At 33.7% G+C, this 18,633-nt stretch carries 7 protein-coding genes; 2 read left to right on the top strand and 5 right to left on the bottom strand.

The features are described from left to right. Position 1: 1 nt before the first annotated feature. From Z053_RS0121680 to Z053_RS30455, 5 genes are all read right to left on the bottom strand, one after another. Positions 2 to 1,351 (bottom strand): PKD domain-containing protein, encoded by a 1,350-nt coding sequence (locus tag Z053_RS0121680; protein ID WP_025667065.1) that lies wholly within the window; start codon positions 1,349 to 1,351, stop codon positions 2 to 4. Between the two features lie 34 nt (positions 1,352 to 1,385). Further along, the gene (locus Z053_RS0121675; protein ID WP_160170135.1) at positions 1,386 to 5,051 is read right to left on the bottom strand and encodes a T9SS type A sorting domain-containing protein; all 3,666 of its coding nucleotides are present in this window, start codon (positions 5,049 to 5,051) and stop codon (positions 1,386 to 1,388) included. 58 nt (positions 5,052 to 5,109) lie between these two features. Continuing rightward, on the bottom strand, positions 5,110 to 7,152 hold the full coding sequence (locus Z053_RS0121670; protein WP_241459851.1) for a fibronectin type III domain-containing protein: 2,043 nt from the start codon (positions 7,150 to 7,152) through the stop codon (positions 5,110 to 5,112). Positions 7,153 to 7,210: 58 nt separating this feature from the next. After that, positions 7,211 to 11,944, bottom strand: a complete 4,734-nt coding sequence (locus Z053_RS0121665; protein ID WP_025667062.1) for a hypothetical protein — start codon at positions 11,942 to 11,944, stop codon at positions 7,211 to 7,213. A gap of 473 nt (positions 11,945 to 12,417) precedes the next feature. Further along, positions 12,418 to 16,029: an Ig-like domain-containing protein gene (locus tag Z053_RS30455; protein WP_025667061.1), complete on the bottom strand. Its 3,612-nt coding sequence runs from the start codon at positions 16,027 to 16,029 to the stop codon at positions 12,418 to 12,420. 1,054 nt (positions 16,030 to 17,083) lie between these two features. On the opposite strand from Z053_RS30455, the gene Z053_RS0121655 reads away from it, so the two are divergent. Continuing rightward, a complete protein-coding gene (locus Z053_RS0121655) occupies positions 17,084 to 17,539 on the top strand; it encodes an Lrp/AsnC family transcriptional regulator (RefSeq protein WP_025667060.1) in 456 nt (151 codons plus the stop codon). Between the two features lie 368 nt (positions 17,540 to 17,907). Next, positions 17,908 to 18,564 carry a LytR/AlgR family response regulator transcription factor gene (locus Z053_RS30450; protein WP_206539222.1) on the top strand — a complete coding sequence of 219 codons (657 nt, stop codon included), beginning with the start codon at positions 17,908 to 17,910 and terminating at the stop codon, positions 18,562 to 18,564. The last annotated feature ends 69 nt before the right edge of the window (positions 18,565 to 18,633 follow it).

Genomic DNA, 18,633 nt, shown 5'->3' with positions numbered 1-18,633 from the left:
ATTATCTGCTTCCCTTTTGTATTTTAATATCCGTTAGGATATAAGACTGCTGTCCATCCCTAATAAAACTTTTGATTTTAATAGCCCCTTTTTTACCATCTTGAGTTTTGAAAAGAACAATTCTTGGTGCCAAAGTATCATCAAAATCTTGTAGTCCTCCGGGTGTTTCCTGTATGGTTAGGCTTTCGAGTAATGTGTCATCTACCATGCTATCAAACTCTGTTACTGTTAAATAAGCAGAGCAGCCACACAATTCTTGAGAGTTAATAAAAATGGTTTTTTTAGGATCAGTCAATTCATCAAATGTAGTTCCTGATAACGCATCAGGACTCACGAATCTATTGCGAGTAAACGTATCACTTAGCCCAAAAAAAGGAAGATCAATACGTTTCTCTATATCAGAAGTAATCTCATTCTTGGCGTATATTTTTCGGTCGGCAGTACTATAAAAAGCACCAATACTATTAGTAATATGAGCCGTATTAATGCCAAATCTGACATCTTTTAGCTCCCTTAGGTTTGTATTTTTAAAAAACTCTATTTGTTTACTGATTGTCTTAGTTTCTTTTCCATTAGAAACTGTTAAGTGAATTGTTTGAACTCCTTCCTGAACAAATATCACTTCTGGATTTTCTTCTGTTGACATAAAACTTGAAGCTCCTTCAAATCTCCATTCATACGATGTAGCACTAACTGATCTATTCTTAAAGTGTACATGTGCCGGGATTTGAAAATCATCATCATCAAAAGCTACCTCAAAATCAAAATCTGATACCAAAAACGGGGCTACGGTAATTATTTTTTGTTGCTCATAAGTTTCTCTTCCATTACTGACCTGTAATGTAATTGTATGATTTCCTGATTCTGTAAAAATGACTTCTCCCGGGTTTTGTTCTGTAGATATTTCAGGGATACCTCCTTCAAAAGTCCATAAAAAAGTATCTGCTCCAGAGGAATTATTTTGAAAACGATAGGATGCTGGCGAAAAGTTATCTACCAAATTAGTGATCTCAAAATCTACTATTACAGGATCATCTATTTGTATTTCTAAGGTTTTGGTATCCCTTGATCCATCCTCATTAGTTGCCGTAAGTTCTATTGTATATGCACCTTTTTGATTATACTGTATAACTCCAGGGTTACGATTAACCGATCTAGAGGGTGTTCCTCCTTTAAAAGTCCATTCATATTCTTCTCCTCCTTCTGTTTTATTGAAAAACACAACTTGCACAGGAATAGAAAAATCATTGTTAAAAACTTCAACGTCAAAATCAACAATAACGGGGATGGCCTCTTCTTTGGCACAGCCAAAAAGAGAAAGTACTGATATGATGTAAATTATATTTTTCATATTAATAAAAAGGTCTCAACAAAAATCAAAAGTCTTATTCAAACACTAGTTTACGGGTTTCTGAACCTCTAGGGGTTTCTAATAACATTAAGTATACTCCTGTAGGTAAGGCAAGAGAATAATCTAATAAAAAGTCAACATTACTACTTTCGACACGTTGATCTACTATTGCTCCAGACATTAGGCTTATGATCTTTAAGGTTACATTAGCTTCTTCTGCCAGGCCAATCTTGGTCTTAAAAGTTCCGTTGTTAGGATTAGGAAATACAATAAACTCTTCTATAAATTCACTTTCTGAAGAAGGGGCTGTGGGGCCTACTATGGCTGGCTGCACTATAATGGTCCTCACAAAATCCTGATAACAATCTCCTTGAATCGACCTTAAGTTAACATCATACGATCCTTCTTCTTCAAACATGAGAACTATTTGATCCTCTGTTTCAGAAACTACTTCTACTCCTTCGGGGATTGTCCATTCAACTCTTTCCCCAACCGGCTCACTTATATTTACCAGTATAACCTCCTGATTAGTATATGCCTGAGTAGTAATCAAAAAATCTGAATCTATAGGAGTGTCTAAAACTTCTACTTGTATCTCTCCGGTCCCAACACATCCAATACTATTTGTAATAGTAGCTATATATCTACCAGATTGATTAAGTTCTACTTTACTATCCAAACTGGTAAACCCATTATCACTTGACCACGAATACGTCGCTCCAGGATCATTGATTGTAATATCAAGATTAAATGATTGATCTTTGCAAAGAGTTCTTTTATTCTCTAATCGAACAATAACAGGATCTGGATCTTTCAATATTTCTTCATAAATAGCTTTGCACCCTTTACTATCGGTTACTTCTATGCTATATCTTCCCGAAGATAAATCAGTAATCGTAGTAGATGTACTATTTGTATTCCATCGATAACGATAAGGAGGGCTACCTCCTTCAATATCTACACGTATGCTTCCATCATTTCCTCCAAAACATGTTGGTGATATTACTGATACGGGGGTTATTTCAATCCCGTTAGGTTGATCAATTTTTGTCCTGCCTTCGACCTGACATCCTTTAGCATCTGTTACAAAAACAAGATAGGTACCCGCTATAAGATTATTTATTGTAGATGTTGTCTCTCCATTACTCCATTGGTAAATATATGGTTTTGTTCCACCTGTAACCACAGCTTCTACTGTTGCATCACCTCCGCTAGCACAAGTCACTTCTGTATTTTGAAAAGAAACTTCTAATTTATCAGGTTGTGATAAGTATTTTGTGGTGTCAACTTCCTGAACTACTCTATATTCTCTAGAACCATCAATATTTATAAACTCTTCATAAGTTCCTAAGACGATTCCATTTGCATCTTCTACATTTAATGCATAAGTCCCTTCACTTAAACCTTCTATACTATTATCGTCATCATTAATATCTTGCCAAATCCCTCCTACATTTTTTTTCCAACGATAACAATACGGGCTAAAATTTTCCCGACACTCTCCTGTACTAGCAAGTGTTGATGTATCAAAAGGAATTCCTCCTGTTACAGTTGCTATTAACGCTCCATCCTGAAACTGATCGGGAATACCAATGGGGTCTATAAAATCTATCCCATCGCTATATTCGTTTTCGATATGACAAGAAATAGGGTTAAAAACCTCTATGGTAACTTGTAACGGTTTTGGTTGTTCTAAATTGAATTGTACATTAACTGTAAAACATCCCTTTTTGTCTGTAGCAGGGTTAAAATTAGCATCAAATACATCAAGCGTATACACTCCTGAGCCAACCGAATGCAGTATGGTTTGATATCCCTGATCACCAGATAGGACAGTATTTACAGTTGTATTGAGTACATCCCCTTTTTCATTTTTCCATACAAACGTATACGTACCATCTGTAAAAGGGGTACCATTAAAAATCCTGGCGCTTATTCTTCCATCTTCAAAACCAAAAGCTCTTGGTTCATTAATAAGCTCTACCTCAACATCGACCGGAGTATCAGGCTTATCTATAGTTACCTGCTTCACTACATCATTATTTAAAGGGTCTTTTGCAATACAACCATTTTTATCCCTCAACTTTATATAATACGTATTAACTCCTAATCCTGTAATAGAATGTGTTATTGCCGAAGCAAATGAGACCCAATTGGTTCCAAAAGTATCTCCTTCTTTTCTCAAAAGATATTGATATCCACCAACACCACCTGTAGCAGTTAATAAAATCTCACCATCAGCTCCATCAAAACACCAAACATCGGTTTTATCATCGGCTGGCTCCCTTGCAAAAGCTACCGCTTCTGGTTCTGTTATAGTAAACTCTAATTCATGAAACTCTCCATCTGTGTAAAAATTACGAAGAACACCTCCTTCTACATACTTTCCTATAAGTTGACCTAGCTTGTAATCTCCTGCTGAAAGATTAGAAAAAGTCATTCTTGACACTGTTCCTGAAGGTGTTATATTCGAATATGCTATACCCGTATCATAATTGCCACTAGCGAGTTTTTTCTGAAGCGTAAAATTTAATTGATCTCCTGGTTTAAACGGAACAAAATCAATAGTTACTTTACCATCATTACCTCCTTTACAAGTTACAGGAGTATTAATTGCCATTTCGAAATAAGGAGCTGATCGCACGATCCTAAATGATGTAAAATTATGGTGTACGGTATGACTATCACACCCATTTCTTGCAAAGGCTCCTATAATAATAGTTTTATTCACATAGGCATCTTCGTTACCGGGGCCTCCTAAAAAATCACTTGGTCGCAAATCAAATGTAGCCGTATTAGGTGCAGCAGGTATATCAATCCAATTATAATCTGTTTTATTTACAAAACCCAAAAAACCTGTAGCAAAACTTCCTTGCTGAAAAGAATTAGCTATAGACTGTACCTTTGATCCTCCTTCTCCTTCTATTCTATATTTCCAGTTATACGCATTGGGATGATTAAGTCCTGTAGCATTAACTCGCATTTTATCTCCATATCCTGCAATATTAACTCCAGATCCTCCTCGTGTTATCCCTGGCAAAGGAATCACTCTAAATTTAAAATCAATTCTTTGAGGATTTATACTTACTCCTGGCGGAAGAGTAGCATCTACTTTTCCCTCATTTATAATTTGTACTTCGCATGGATCTAATCCACCAACAGGATATGTATAACTAATTTGATGTTGCACACTACTCCCTTTTCTACGTCTGTAATTAAAATCAATTCGTATTTCTTTTACTTCATGCTCAAAATAAAATTCTCTTCTTAAATATTGATTCGTTGGTGCAACTGTTGATTGATCATGATTAATGGCTCGTTGCTCACCTGCATTGAAATCAGAGAACGCAGAGGAAAAATCCTTTTGCAAAGGGTTATTCGGTGCTGTATTAAATGGATATTTAAAAACATCATAATAATCAGTTTTACCCCAAAAAATAAAGGCTTGACCATTTGCAGCAGGAGCACCTCCAAAAGAAGGTATTGGGTTACCTTTGGTAGCATCTTTATATATTGCATAAACATATATTTGATCTACATTGACATTAAACCCTAATCCTCGGGTAAAACCCTGTATTGTTATTTTTGTTTTAGGTATATTTCCTTGAGCTGATACTTTTGCAATGGCAATAAACATCATAAGTAGCATTATGATATTTTTACAACTATAAAGAGTGTTCTTTTTAAATAAATCATTCATATTCATGCTATTATCCTCTTATCAACACTTCTTGCTATAAGAAGTTTATTATTTTGGGTTAAAATTTTACTTCTTTTTTCTTCAATCTAGAGTGGTTTCCTTGATTAGAAATCCCCTTCAGTTGATATACATACGTATTATTTGGAGAAACGGATTCATCGATCAGCTTATTAATTGATCCGGGTAATTGTTTCCACAGTATTGGTTTTCCTTCTTTTTTCGATTTATAGATTAAAATCTCTGTAACTTCGGGAGGCATTTTTTTCCAGCTCAATACTATTTTGTTATTTGCCCTATCTGGTGTAAGTACAAAACCTTTAACAAAATCTTTATCTACAGATATTTTACTTGTTATGGTAATTGGAGTAGACATCTTAGATTTAACTCCTTCTTCATTTTCTGCATATATCGCATATCGGTATTTAATTCCTGGGGCAATTTCGGTATCGATATACTTAGATATAGTATCAGTTTTAAAAATCAATTTCCACTTAGATTGTTCTACATCTTGTCTATATAAAACATGATTTTTGGCACTAGAGCTTGTGCTATTTATCCACACTAGAGAAATATTATTTTTATTGACTTCATATCCTGAAAATACGGGAGAAGATGGTAATATGACATTTGGTTTCTTAAGCTCCAGAAGCTTTGAATATTCTGACATATTATACCGTTTATCAACTGCTACAATTTGATAAAAAACAGAAGTGTTTAAAGATTTAACCTGTACAGTATCTACAAAATTATTCTTAATTATTGGGTCTACTGTAATTTGTGATAATTCATCATCTTTTCTATTACCTCTAAAAACCCTGTACCCTAGCAAATCACTCTCTAAATTAGGGTTCCACCTTAATCGTACAACTCCTAATGTATCAATGGCACCTTCTATGTTTATTGGAGCATTAGGTGGTATTGAATCTATGGTTTGTACAAAAGCCGTTAATGAACTCGTTGTTTGATTATTTTTACCAATAGCCGCTATTCTAAAATAATTAGCCGATTCAACAGGTGTATATACTATTTCTCTTACACCGGGAGGTATTTCTGATTGTACTACTTTATATGGTCCTTTTTCGGTTGACCCCCAATTGAGTTCGAATCCTGTGATTTCTTTTTCGGCTTCTTTCTTAAAATCCCATGACAGCACAATATTGCCAGAAACATCTATTTCGTGTTTTGATATATACGGTATAGCTACGAGTTTTTTTACTCCTTTTGCTGATACTGTTTTAGAAGGTTCACTCTTCTCTCCAAATGGAGATATTCCATACACTCTATAATAATACTTTTTATCATTTTGAGGTAATGTATCAATATAAAACATCCTTTTTGCAGGAGTCTCTGGAGTGTCATTTAAATTTACTAGTGGAGTATCTCCTCCTAGTCTTTTGAAATTTATACCATCTTCTGAGCGTTCTATATAATATGAATTATATATGGATTTAAAAAGTTCATATTCCCAAGTAAGCATTACACTTTTGTCTTTGGGTACGGCTATTAAATCTATAGGAGGTGGTAATGGTTCTACATTTGTTAATTTTACAGAGATAGTACCGCTTTTGATTTTCAATATTGATTCGGGTACAACTGTTTTTACCTCATATAAATATTCTTCTCCTGCAACAATATCTGTATCTTCATATCCTAAAGCTGCCATTTTTGAGGCTTCAAAATTCATATCTGCCGCATATAACCCAAAAGAAAAACGTTGTTCTATCTCTCGGGATTTATTAATAATCGCTGCAATGCCTCCTTGTTGCATTTCTTCTACTTCAAAACTATCTCCATATAATGCTTGTAGCAAAATAGCAGCATAGTCGTTTGTTTCTGAAATTCCTTCCCATTCTTCTACAGGCCTAGGAAGTAAAGGAGTTGGTGTGATTAGTTTTTTTACTGGTGTATCGAGCAATTGTCCCTCTTTTATAATTGTATATCGCTCTATGACATACCCATATTTATTAGCTTTGAGCCATGCTGATGGAGTTGTCACCGCCCACCGCAATAGGATTTTATCTTTATTAACCCTTGCAATTACCTTTATTTCTTCTTTTGGGAGATCTTGAGAAAAACCTTCAAAAGAAATAGTAATAAACAACAGGTATATCAAATATCTGCATCTACAAAAGTCTATGTTTCTAGTTGATATCATCAGTTTACTTAATAGGGTTAGTATATTTATAAGTAGCAGAAGTTCCTTTTATTCCTCCAGGTAAAATGTATTGTAACTTAACACCATACTTACCATATAGTATAAATTTAAAGCGCTCACTGATAATACTTAATTCTTGTGGAGTTACTCCCAAGCCTTTAACATATGCCCATCGTACTCTATCTTGAATATTTTCAAAATCTTTATAATATACCTGAGCTAAATTATATCTGAATGGAAAACTAGTTTGTATAAAACCTGAATCCACATTGTTTTCTAAGCTAGTAAGGTAACTTCCTATCACCGGAACTGCCTTTTTAGGCACATAACCATATATTGAATAATCTCTAGAAACACTAAACTTACTTCCCTCTGGATATTTTTGGTATAAAACTGGATTTATATCTCTGTTGAAGTAGGCATCTTTTAGATCAGATTCTATAGCTATCAAAGCTTTATTTTCTGAAAATTTATTCCCTTTCAATTCTACTAAACCAAAACCTTCGTAAGTATCTATTCTAGAAACAAGATTAATTACTAAAGAGTTTATTTTTTCGTAGCTATTATTATTAATATCCAGATCTTTTACTTTGCTTCTAAAGGTTGTATAAGCACTTGTTTTAAAATCATATGTTAATCGGTCAATTTCTCCTTCTCTAAACACATTTTGAGCAATGTTTTTAGTAATACTTAATGTATTGTCATCATCAAAACTTCTTGTGGTAGTTGATTTCTGGTCGTTAGCCTTTTCTTTTGTTCCTTTAGAGGCACTTATGATAGACATCTGGTATTTGGTATCCTTACTTACCTTAGGTAAGGCATAGGTGATTCTATTAGCCTGATTAGAATACTTAAAATCAAACTCCTCCTGATTACCATTGCTATCTATGTATCTCAGAGTACTTTTCCATTGGTTATTATCAAAAAGATAATCTTGGCCTTTTTGTAATTGAATATATCCCGTTGGATGTTCATCTGAATAAAACAATTGCTGATCTACTACAGGGTATGAATATTGAATATTAGATAGTGGTATATTTTTGGGTGCATTACCTGTTATGAAAGTTCTTTCTTCTATTTCGGTGACTTTTTGCCCATTCTCCAGAATGGTTCGAAATGCTCCATTTATTTTTTCTTGAAAACTTACTTCTACCAAAGCTTTTAGTTTGGTTTCAGATAGCAAAACATCATCTGATACATAAGTAACTCTATCCATATTAGATCCCCAATCTAATCTACCTACAATCTCGGTACCTGATTCATCTGTTAGTGTAAATTTTTCGAGTACCACTTTATAGATCATATCTCCTCCATCTTCGGGTATTATTATTTCTCTATTTACTGGTAAAGAGAAAGTTGCTTGAGGAGACATAAATACATCTACATCTGTTGCACTATTTTTAGGAGTTAAATCGGCTATCATTTTAATTCCTCCTACAGGGGATGCATTATCGATTTCACATTCTTCTCCTATAGTAACCTTAAATCTATATTTACCTTTAACTAAACCTCCTAACAAGTTATATTTTCCTGCTGCATATCCTTTAAACCAATATGGATTAGGGCCTTTACCCTGCATTAGAATACCAGCACTACCTTTGATAATGGGAATTTTTTTCTTTTTACCAAAAACCTTAAATTTTACTCCTAATTCACCTTGTAAATATGCATACGCTTGCCCGTTGGCATACCATCCATTGATTCCTATTTCATCACCTGTATTTCTACAGCGTGCTTTCCCATAGTTTTTAAGCATTATATCAAATCCAAGTCCAGCCTGAAATCGAGCATATAAGATGGCGAATTTCAAATCTCCTGTATCTACACTAAAATCTGTTCCAAATGCGAATCCTCTTCCTTCTCCTAAAGCATTCTCATCTCTGTTATAATCCAGACTATTTGTATCTATGCCAAGTATACTGGCTACTATTGGAGGTGGAGGCGGGCTTCCCGGGATATTATCACCCATCATAAAATACCCTCCTGATTCTATTGATATGGGGCCTACATCCATTTTTAAACCCAATCGATCTGTTGGTGTTCCCATGTGTACATACCACTCATCTGGAGAGACATGCACAACTCCATATCCTGCTCTTCCGTTTGATGCTCTTCCTTTTATAACGCCTCCGGCAGTATCTACATAAATCTCTAGTGCTGCATGAAAAGTATCATTAACAAAGTCGAAATCCATTCCTATTTTTGCACTAATTTCTGCTTTGCCAACAATATCTGGCTCATACTCTTCTGATGCCTTTTTTAGTAGAGACCTACCTATCTTATTATCTAATGCCTTCTTTATTTTTTCATTTTCGACCAACTTAGAAAGCTTTTCTTTAAGTACGTTTGTTGGGTTAGAAAAGTTAAATGATTTCATTATTTGGGCTTCTCCATAAAACCCCATTCTGTTTACACCCGCATTACCATTAAATTCTATGTCAAATCCTGCCGAAATAGCCATTGCACTTTCGTCTCCTATAGCACCAAACACCATCGCTTTGACGCCTAGTCTATAATCTTCATTTGGGACATATGAAAGTCCTGAATCATTAAAAAACGATCCTGCATTAGGTTTTCTACTCATCTTATACGTTGCTCCTCCCGCAAAACCATTTATCTGAAATGGGCCTGTTTGTATTTTTAATCCATGTACTGCAGCATCTATATACCAATACCTAAAGTCTTTTTTTCCAAAAATTGCTTTACTTTTTATCGGGCCAAAACTGCCAAAAGTGGTTTGCACCTCTGCTAAGAATCCATCTCCATATACCTCATCATCCTCCATAAGTTCTAATGCTCCCTTAACTTGAATTGCACCCAGATTTGCTTCCAAATTAATTTTAGAAAATTCTATACGATCATAATCCCATTTTTGTCTATATCCCTCTTCTTTATATTTACCATAAATCCCAAGGTGTGTGTCTGCAGAAAACCCTTTATTTGCTTTATCCATTAAATTAACTAATAGATCAAATTCAATACCTGCTTCTGTATCTGTAGACCTAAAAGCAATATCATTAATAGTGACAGGAAAGTTTGCTAATGTTACAGAACCATCGTATCCAAAATAATCAGCTTGAATAATGGGAGATTCTGTCTGAAGTACCAGGTTTTCAAATTTGATTCCTTCAAATTCTACTGTTTCTCCTCCTTCTTTTTTACCTTCTTTAGCTAATATTGTTTTTTTACTTGCAGATATTGACATATTACCATTAAGAATTGCCTTTGGTCTAAAATTGCCATCCACCACTTTTAGCTCTACTGAAGAATTTGGTAGTAATTCTGCTTTGGCACTAAAAATATCGAAATCTAAAGTCTCTACAGGCGATACCGATAATGAATATTCATCTTCAGAAATTAATCCCACATATGCTAAGCTTGATATTTTATTATCATTTTCATCTTTTTTCTTATTCAGAGATGAAATTGGAAGTATTATTTTTCCTTCAAAATTAGCACCAATCAATTGGTTTGCTCCAATATCGATATTCATTTTATCTACAGAGTACGCCCAGGATTTTGATTTTGAAGTACGACCAGAATCAATAGTAAAAAGGTTTTCTACTTCAAAATTTCCCGAAACACCATAACTATCGATGATCAGATTTGATGCTTCAAACTTAACACGATCATTGGCTGCTATACTTTGCTTAGTTTTAAATACTTCTGGTAATCCTACTCTTAAGGATTTTACGTATACTCCTCTCCAAGATTCCTTATCAGGGACTAACAATCCTTCTTCTTCATAAAATTTTGGAAATTGTATCCCTTCTGTTCTTAGGTCACTGAAATCAAAAACCGCTTTACTTATAGAAAACACAAACTTATCAGGTTGACTAGCTAATACAAAAGGGGAAATATCAATTTCTACAAGAAGATCACTCCAATCAGTAACAATAGTTTGAATATTACCTCTTACTCGATTGGGAACCTGAATTGTTTTATTATCTGCCCCTGTATATGGGCGTGTATCTGGTAAAACATTTCCTTTTTCATCAACAGGTAGTATGATATTTCTAGAAAATTGTACTTCTCCTGCTATCCCTATCTCATTTATACCATCACAATCAATGGTAACATATGTTTTATTGTTAACGTTCCCTGTCTTATAATCCAACCCTCCTTTTATAGCAAACAACCAATTTCCTGCATTGAATGGCATAAAGACATCTCCCAACAAAACAAGTTTAGGTTGTCCTACAATACCGCCATCATGAGAGAGTCTAACATTATCAGCGCCAAAGTAAAGTTCTATAGGTCTTCCTTCTTTATCTGTTTGAGGCAAAATAAGTCGTGCAAAAATTGTAAGCTCTGTATAGTCTTTTGTAAACTTTGCTTTTACAAAACCTAATTGATATTCAACTCCATTTAATTCTTTTCGAATCCCCACGGGGAATTCTTCAACTTGGTCTATTTTAAGTGAAGGCACCCATTTCTTTAATTTTTTTATCTTTTCAAACCAAGCCTTTGCAGCTTCTTTTGTTTTACTAATATCTATTGGAGTTGGAGAAAATTCTTTCTCTATAGCCGTAAAATTAAATTCTGGAGATGTTTTCTTTATTAGATCCTGGATTGGGAATTTTTTATCTAATTCTTGTAAATAATCAAATTCATCCTTAATCTTTTCTTTTTCAATTCTATCCTTTTCAATTATTGATAAAGAATCTTTTTCACTTGCTATAACAAAAAATGAGTTAAGTATAACACAAAACAGCACTAAGCATAATTTTATTTTCATAGAAATATTTAAGATTTGGACAAAAAATAGCAACCTCTTTAATCGATATACTAAGATTTAATTTTTATAATTTTTCAATAAATACTACAACGTTTTTTACTCACATATATCAGAAACAATAGTATCTACGTAAATTCATAAGAAAAGGTTTTATCATAATAAAAACTTCTTAATTCTAGTATTACCAGAAGAGACTTCTAGGTTAAAAAAATAACAAAGGGATAGTAAAATTATACAACTTACATAAGTGTAAAAAGCTCATTTTCTTGAAAAAACAGACTTACACCCACCAAATGAAGTGTTTATTAACAATAATACCTTTGATCTGTATTTTCATGATAATTATAAGTAGAGTAGACTTTATTTTTTTGGATAGGTTGTTTTTAGAATTCAGATTAAGGTCGGTTCATAAAAAAGGCTGTCTTTTATGACAGCCTCTTTTATTTTTGTTGTTTCAATAGCATTTACATTCTCTACTTAACAAATTTTGTCGTAGATAAATAGCCATCTTCGGTTTGTATTGTCAACATATATAGATTCCCTTGAGGAAGATCACTAACATTAACTCTAACATTTGATGTTTTTGTAAAAGTTTTTTTGGATAAAATATTTCCAAAAAGATCATATACATTTAGCGTACCAGATTTTGCGTTAGATAACTTCACATTAATATGGTTATTTGCTGGAATTGGAGAAATCATAATATTTGCAACACTAGCTCCTGCGGTGCTCGATGGCTCGGTATAACTTCCTACCAATGTTATTCCTGCAATATCATTAGATGCATTTACCAATACATGATACACTCCTGGTTGAACTGGATCTGGGATTAAACACTCTTCATTACTTGTATTTCCTATAGATACACAAATTCTATCTGTAAATGTTGCTGGCGCACCAAGGTTTACATATAGATCACTATCTCCTGTACCATTACCTTTTATTAATTTAAACGACAAATCTGTTGCTCCAGCAGGTACTTCTAATGTATAACGACGTTCTTCTCCCTTTTTTGCTGTAATATCGGTAACCGGTACACCGTTTTGTAATACTGGTACTGATGGATTCAGTACTGTATAGCTAGCTGTTAGCGTTAAATTGTTAATCGCTTCTTTAAACGGGTTTACGAACACGAAATATGTTCCTGGTTGTACCGGATCTACAATTTCACATCGCTCATTAGTAGGCCTAGAATTACTCTCTGATTTACAAATATTATCTGTAAATGTTGGTGCTTTTTCAAAACCTATATATAAATCTGCATTTCCAGAGCCTCCAACAGGAGTCGTTAAATTAAATACTAAATCTGTTGCTCCTGCAGGTACTTCTAATGTATAATAAAATTTTGCTTCATCAGGACCGCTGATACCAGTTATTGGCACTCCATTCTCTAATACAGTCGGAGGCGTAGTATCTGTTGAAGTAATCGTTACTGTTACCGTTGCAGAGCTTGTAGCATTATTTGCATCGGTAAGCGTATAGGTAAATGAATCGGTACCATTAACCCCTGCATTAGGAGTATATGCAATAGTATCATCTGTAGTATTAACTGTTGCTGTACCGTTTGTTGGTGATGTCGCAATTGTAATAGTACCAATTGCTGGATCAAAATTCTCATCATTTGCCAATACATTGATAACATTATTGTTGCTATCCTGATCTACAGTTACATTATCATCATTCGCTACAGGTGTTGCTACTATAATCCCAACAGTTATATTCACTGTTGCTGTACTAGTATCTCCATTCCCATCTTCTATCCGATATACCAAAGAATCTACCCCAGTATATCCTGCATTTGGGGTATACATAACACGATCATCGCCTTGTGTGTTAGTTCCTCTATTATCAACTGTAGCTGTACCGTTATCTGGTGCAGTTACAATTACGATAGGATTATCTGTACTAGCACCGTCTCTTCTATACGTATCGTTTATTAATACATCAATACTATTACTAGTGCTATTTTCATCTACAGGGGCTGTATCATCTCTTGCGATTGGTCGAGAGTTAACAGGACCTACCGAACCAAACTCTGTTGCTCCTGCATCAAAAGGACTTATTCTATTTACTCTGTTAGCATCTCTCCATTCTCCCAAATCAAAAAGGTTTATAAAATCAAAAAATCCAGGTGCTATTTGGTTAATAAGAGCTTCATCAACAGTATCTATTAATTCTGATTCTGACCCCAAAGATAAGTCATCGTTTAAATCCATTTTTACTCCTGCAACAGCATTAGCGTCTTTACCAGAAACTTCCTGCCAGGTTGCTAATCCTTCATAAAAACGACGATTGCTATTACTACAACAAGAAAATATGATATCATCCTGGTCTTCGCTATAAAAATTGTAATCATAAGTAGTATAATCTCTCCTATTTAACAACCAACCATTAACCTTAGCTTCATTATGAGCATTAGCAAATATATAGGTTTTTGTACCTCCACCATGAGGCCTGGTATGTATAGCATCAAATACATTGCTCGTGGTATTAAATGCTACATATACCTGAGAGCTTGATGAATTTTCTAGATTAAACGCTGTTCCTGCTACATCTTCTATACGATTTCCTATTAGGTAATGTTTTCCATTACCCGCAGAACATTCTATAGCAGAACCGTTGGTATCCCATCCTCTATTATTATAAAAAAGCACATCACCTTTCTGCTGGTCTATATCATCATCGTTGGTAAAGAAAAGTTGTCCATTACCACCAGAACCACCACTCCATCGTATTGCTCGATAATCCCAGCCAACACATTCTGACACTACAATACCATTTTGCGCTTTGATATCTACGCTGTTTTCTCCATCTCCATGAGCTTTAAGTCTACCTATACGCACCATACCATTTATATTATTTTGAAGATGTTGGTAAGAATCTCCTCCGTTACCACTCGATATTATATCCAAAAGCATACAATCAGTACAGCTAGAGAATCCCATACCATGTACATCTATTTCTGAAAAATCAGGACTTCTAAATCCATTATCTCTTACCGAACAAGAAAATATACTAATATTTGTAGATATCCTACGACCTTGAGGACTAAGAGCGGAACCATTAGATTGTGCTGAATATGCTACCTGACAGTGACGTACAACAACATTATTGTTAGATGCATCCCTTGCCCCTCCTACTTTAACATTCCAGAACCTAAGTCCACTAATCACCAAATTATTAGCATCCATAGCCAATAGTGTAGTAGAAATACGGCTCTCTAATGTACTTATAGTAGGTTGCTTAGGGTCATTGTCAACTCCTACCATAAAAATAGGATTAGCTGCAGTACCGTTAAACGTATAGATATGTTGCCCTGCATTTGTTAAATAATAAGGTGTTTCTGAAGGGATAATCTTAATATAAGTTCCTGCAGGAAAAACTGTTCTATGAGGAGGTAAGGTAGCACGAGGTAAATTAGGAGTTCCTTTACCAGAAGTAGCACATGGGTTGCAATTATTATCAATATACCATGCATTAGGAGCTTCTCTATCTGGCCATTCTGTTGGCTCCTCGGGAGTAGGTAAAAATAGTCCCCACTGAGGAGTCTCTGGAAAACCTGGTGGCATCACATAGTTCTCCGGACTGTTTACTTTAAATGTAATTGTTCCTGTAGATGTAGGGTTTCCTGTAGTTTCTACTGCGTGATACATCACCGTATCTTCTCCCGTAAATCCAAGGTTTGGTATATAGATCAATCCTCTAGAACTAGGGATACTGCCTGGGGATGTAATTAAGGTTTCTTCATAATACAGTTTTCCGTTGTTTGGAAGTTTACTTACAACCCAATCGCTAAACGCAGATAGTCCAATAGTTTCGGCATCTTTTCCTGTACCAATACGCAAAGGAATTTCTCTTACATAGGTTGCTGCAGTTTCTTTGGTTAAAGGACCATAGCTAAACTGTGGGCTAGATGCTGAAAAATCTAAATACTGCATTTTATTTTGCTGTACATGATACGTAAAGTCACGGGCTTTAAGAGGCATTACAATAGAGTTTGGCCTTGGGGCATCTTGGGGCATTATAACATTGAGGGGCAATATCATGATCATCATCATGATACATTTAAATACATTTTTTTCCATTTTAGATTCGATTTGTGTTAAGGCGTTAAATTTTGTTTTTTAGAAGTATTCTGAAGACATAAATGAGCAGAAAAAAATCCTGTCCCTAAACTTTTAAGTATTACAACGCAGCAAAACAATTATCTTTTTACTAGTGTTTAAGTACCATATTTGGCTCAGATATTTATTTAACCATCCTATATAAAGGATCAAGGTGAAGAGGGTTTACTCATACCTCTTCATCCTAAACCCTTTTCTCCTTATTATTCATTACACAACAATGTATTGGAGAAAACTCAAAACCAGACTAAAACTCAACTATATCCATTAACTTAGGGTCATTTAATAACTATAGCCTAATTTTGAGAGAAAACTAAGTAAGTTTTTTGTATAAATTTTGATCACTTCAGTAAGAAAACAGAACTTCTAAAATTCATAGTACTCTTTGTATGCTTGACTAACATGTAACTAGTATTACATTAGTTATAAAAAGAGTGAGAAAAAAATCAATTTGTTCTTCTTAAAAAATAACTTGATTTTATAATTGTATATCCGTTTTAGCTTCATTCAGCACTTTTTACATTTTGAAATCGCAAATCTGCTTATAAACTCGCCAAAAAAAACTTTTTCAACCTTTTATAAAAAATATATTAAGTATCAAAACGGACATACAATATCATAAATACAAGTGTCAATTCTTAAAAACTAAAATTGGTTTACTCTCTTTTTCAAAATTACCTAAACATCACGTTTCTATCTAAATGAACTGACCTGAAAAAACAATCATTATCCGATGAATTAAGTTTTTTTTAGCCAACAAACCAAGAATTTAAAACGTACACTAAAAAGCTCAGGAAATATGTTATACAAATAGAAGGAAATCGTTTAATAACAGTACATTACCTTATTTTTTATTTAAGAAAACATTTAGAATTTTTATGATAATTATAACTAAGAATATTACAAATTCATGATTAAGTTTATGCAATAAACAAACAACTACAATTCATTTTTAATAAAATTTAACCTAATTCTTTATTAATTATACACTAAATTTTAAAAACCCCCACCAATAATGATAAAAGACAATCTAGATTTAAAAATCATTCAATTACTAAAAAAAAATTCAAGATTTTCATATGCTCAAATAGGGCGAGAAATTGGACTTTCTTCATCTGCAGTAGGTGAACGAATCATAAGGTTAGAAGATACAGGTGTAATATTATCATATACCAGTGAATTAAATTATGAAAAACTAGGATACTCTTTATCTTCCTATATTTCTATGAGTTTTAAAGACAATCAGTTTTATCCCTTTTTAGAATTAGTTGGTAATTTTTCTGAAATCCTGGAGTGTAGTAGAATAACAGGAGTTCATTGTCTTATTATGAAAGTCGTAGTACGGGATAATTACCATTTAGAACAGTTTATCGATATTTTATCTCAATATGGAACTCCTTCAACTTCTGTAATCCTATCTGATATTGTGACCGGAGGAAAAGTTACAAATAATAAATGTGTTCAACTTTAATAATAAATAAAAACCGAGGTAGAATTCTCAAGATATCCAATAAAAAATAATAAGGAAAGAAATAAATCTACTAAAAGAGGGGCACCCAGGATATTAATATATTTAGAAAGCAATAAAACAAAAGCTGAAGCACATCGGATGGAATCAAATAATGGTTAGCAGTTTTTTTATATTTACTTAAAAAATACAGAATTGTATTTAGCAAGCCATTACTCTAGCAACTCATGCAAATTAGATTATTATCAAATATTAGAAATAACAACTACAAATGGATCGTTACAATTTTGTCGGGTTTTTTTATTTTTCTGGTATTGTTTGTTTATCGAGCTTACCATATTGATGAAATACCGGCCATAACCGGACACAGCATGTTTGTTAGATCGCTATCGCACGCAATGATAACCTCTCTTTCATTTTATTTGATTGAATTTCACTTAAGTCCATGGTTTATTATTGATAAAAAAATTAAACCTTTTGTAACTGCACTAATGGCTACTTTTATTGGGCTTAACCTTTCATTTCTTGTATTTAATTATTTTTATCAGTGGACAGAATTATACTGGACAAGCTATTGGCCTTTTCTCTATGAATATCCTCTTATTATTGCATTTCCGGTTACTTTAAGTATTTTAATTGATCACTTTTTAAGTCATTTGCACAACTCTCCTAATTCGCCAATCGTGATTGTATCCAATAATCAAAAACAACGGTTTCAAATCAGTATAGAAGATTTACTTTATATCAAATCAGCAGACAATTACATCGAAATATTCTACTTGTCGAACCAACAGGTTAATATGCATCTAATGCGTAAAAATTTAAAAGATATTGAAGACGAGTTTGGTTCAAATCAATCTTTAATAAGATGCCATCGAAGTTATATCATCAATTCTAATAACATTGATCATGTAAATCGACTAAACAACAAGGTAGAAGTATGTATTACGGGTGAGGTTATTCCGGTATCTAAAAAATATGCCAGATCACTTGTTGAGAAGTTTCCCAAATTATTCGCCACACATTAAGAAATTTCGTACCAAAACACCAAAATTAATTGAGAAAGTTTATCCTGATGTATTCTTTTGTACAACGCA

It is taken from the genome of Aquimarina megaterium XH134 (assembly GCF_000520975.1).
GTDB lineage: Bacteria > Bacteroidota > Bacteroidia > Flavobacteriales > Flavobacteriaceae > Aquimarina > Aquimarina megaterium.
Note: the sequence above shows the minus strand (reverse complement) of the source record. Positions and strands in the feature narration are given on the sequence as shown.